Raw genomic sequence first — 2,461 nt, 5'->3', positions numbered from 1 at the left:
GGGTCTGAAGGACCAGATCCCGCGGCCGGAAGATTATCTGGCGTGAGTAGAGGGAACGCAAAAACCGTTCCCGGGGAATACCCTCCCCACCAATCTTTTTGGGGAGCGTTTTTCTGCCCCTTTCTGCCCGGCAGGGGCGGGTCTGTTTTCTGGGTGTCCCGGTAGGGGTGCCTGTTGTATGAGCCTACACGCTCTGGCATTCTCATGTGCACGCTCTTTTCAGGCACTGTGCGGATGAGGAGGGCGTGGCCCCAGGGATCGGGCGCGTGCGGCGTCGTCTCGTACCCCCGCCACCCGATCCTCGCCCAGCCGCCGTCCATGTCCATTTCAGTCAGTGCGAGCACGCGCCACCCGGTATCGTTCTTGGACGGCTGGATGCCGACGATTCTCAAGGTCGGGAAGAAGTGCAACGGTGCGGTGGCGAGTTCGTCGAAGTACCCCACTGTCACGTTCCAGAAGACCTCGTCTTCCGGGAAGCCTCTGACGTGGGCGGCGACCAGATGCCCGAGGAGGTACCCGGAGAGATCCAGGCTGCGCAGGCGGCTGTGAGAGGTCTGGGGGTTGAATGAGGCCGATAAAATATCGAACGGTGGTATGTTCCCATATGTGGTGTTGGTACGATAATGTACGTTCACTCCCCTGTTCCTCCATCCCTCCCCTCCCGAAGATGCGTCCTCCGGGGTCTCGACGATGCATGAGCAGGTACAGAAATATTCGTTGTCAGGGTCGCCGTCGTTCGGGTAGTGGTACAGGGCCGTCGTGGCGGTCACCTCCCCGGTCCCCGGGTAGTCCCTGACGGTGGTGTGCCGGGCCAGTTCCGTGTAGCCGTCGAAGAAGGTGATCATGGGCCTGAAGCATTCCTGCATCTCCTCGCTGCTGCTGTATGGGCATGCCCCGGCCCGTGCACGGAAGGCGATTGGGTCGGCTGGAGGGGCGTCGGGGTCTCTCACCTCGGCATAGGAGATCGTCCTCCCGTCCGGGAGGGTGCGGGCGTAATAGCCGTCGACGGTTGTGTTCTCCGACTTTTCGGGTAGGAAGACGCCGACATATCTGAAGCATCTGGCATTGTCCGGGATGACGTACGACGGTGCGGGCATCTGGTCGCGCCATTCCGTCACCTTGTCGGGGGAATAGTTCCCGGCAGAGAGGAGGAGCGTGTCGGCCTCGGTGTCAGGGGTCGCCGCGTTCGCCGGCGCCGCGGTAAGAAGGAAGAAGAGGATGAGAAGCCCGGGCACAAGGCCTCTTCCGACTGCACGCGATCGTTCTGTTGCATCCTGCCTGTCCGCTTCCACGGTTCCGTTCCTCCCCGGCGATCTTTTTGATCCCCGCAACGCGATATCTCTGTAGCAATATATGTCATTTCTGTGCGAATCGTTTACGCGTCGCGGGACTCTCATCCCCCCGAAAGGGCGCATCGATGAGAAAAAAGCGATATCTCGTTTCAAATATTTTCTGCTATTTTCCTGGGAAAACGCCCGATTCCGCACCTCGCGCCTGCTCGGTCGCGTTCGATTCAGGTATTATCATCATGACTCATTCTTCCCCTCTGCAAGGATGGGGGCGACGAGGTCTCCGAGTGTCCCGCGATCGCGTGATGTCGTCCAGACCCCCGGTCCGTCCGGTGCCAGTGTGCGGATTATGTTCTGTTCTTCGCCACTGTCCACGAGGAAGACTGCTTCGATGATGGTGATCTGCCGCGGCGACCCATCGACGATATACCTCGTCTCGAATGTCGTGGGTTTGGGGAAGTGGAGGGCGACATAGGTGTTGTTCTGTTTCATCCCATCAAGTTCTTCCGGGTATACCCACCACTTGAGCTGCGCATTGATGCCGTCCCGGGGATGCGGGACAAACTCATCCACCAGTACTTCGGCGTCGATATCGGGATCGTCCGGGAGACAGCCCGCACCGATCTCCTTCGTTTCAGGAACCAGGTCGAGACGATCCTCTCGGAAATATCCTGATCCTCTCGTTCTGATCCGGATGAATGAAACTGTCGACAAGGACAACTGCGACAGGGAATGCCGCCAGGATGATCTCTCCCTCTGTTTTTTAGTGCATGTTGAATGACCGAATACTCCCCCGCTCTCCTCAGGCGGTGCCGGTGAAAAATACGAGAACCCACAGGGCGGAGAGTATGAGTGCGAAGATCCGGATAAGTGTCTGTTTGCTGGACGCGCAATAGCCGGTCAACCCGAGAACGAGCAGGAGGGCCAGGTGATATCCGGCGAATTTCGGGTCCTCGGAAATAGTCTGGAGACCGGTGGCGAGCGCGGCCGCCAGGACGAGGGGAACGTACGAGAGTGTGGCGGCGAGGGCCGATCGCACCCTGTCGCCGGTCAGGTACCCATAGGCGAGGGCGCCGAGGGGAAACAGGAGTATCACGAGGATTTCAACCACGCCGTGGACGGACCCGCCTTCGCCCCTGAAAAAATACAGGGCGGCGGCGAGGAGAGCAAAG

Annotated in this window: 4 protein-coding genes; 1 reads left to right on the top strand and 3 read right to left on the bottom strand. The window is 59.6% G+C overall.

The features are described 5' to 3' along the window. Positions 1-1,292, bottom strand: a 1,292-nt coding sequence (locus tag Q0520_RS05740) for a hypothetical protein (RefSeq protein WP_298667513.1), incomplete at its 3' end; no start/stop codon positions are given. A gap of 234 nt (positions 1,293-1,526) precedes the next feature. After that, positions 1,527-1,781, bottom strand: a complete 255-nt coding sequence (locus Q0520_RS05735) for a hypothetical protein (RefSeq protein WP_298667511.1) — start codon at positions 1,779-1,781, stop codon at positions 1,527-1,529. On the opposite strand from Q0520_RS05735, the gene Q0520_RS12160 reads away from it, so the two are divergent. Next, on the top strand, positions 1,749-1,964 hold the full coding sequence (locus tag Q0520_RS12160) for a HepT-like ribonuclease domain-containing protein (RefSeq protein ID WP_342765242.1): 216 nt from the start codon (positions 1,749-1,751) through the stop codon (positions 1,962-1,964). The two genes, Q0520_RS05735 and Q0520_RS12160, sit on opposite strands and share 33 nt — an antisense overlap. A gap of 127 nt (positions 1,965-2,091) precedes the next feature. Here the strand turns inward: Q0520_RS12160 and Q0520_RS05725 are convergent. After that, the coding region (locus Q0520_RS05725; protein ID WP_298667507.1) for a hypothetical protein at positions 2,092-2,461 on the bottom strand (370 nt) is incomplete at its 5' end.

The sequence above is a fragment of the uncultured Methanofollis sp. genome (assembly GCF_937919355.1).
Taxonomy (GTDB): domain Archaea; phylum Halobacteriota; class Methanomicrobia; order Methanomicrobiales; family Methanofollaceae; genus Methanofollis.
Note: the sequence above shows the minus strand (reverse complement) of the source record. Positions and strands in the feature narration are given on the sequence as shown.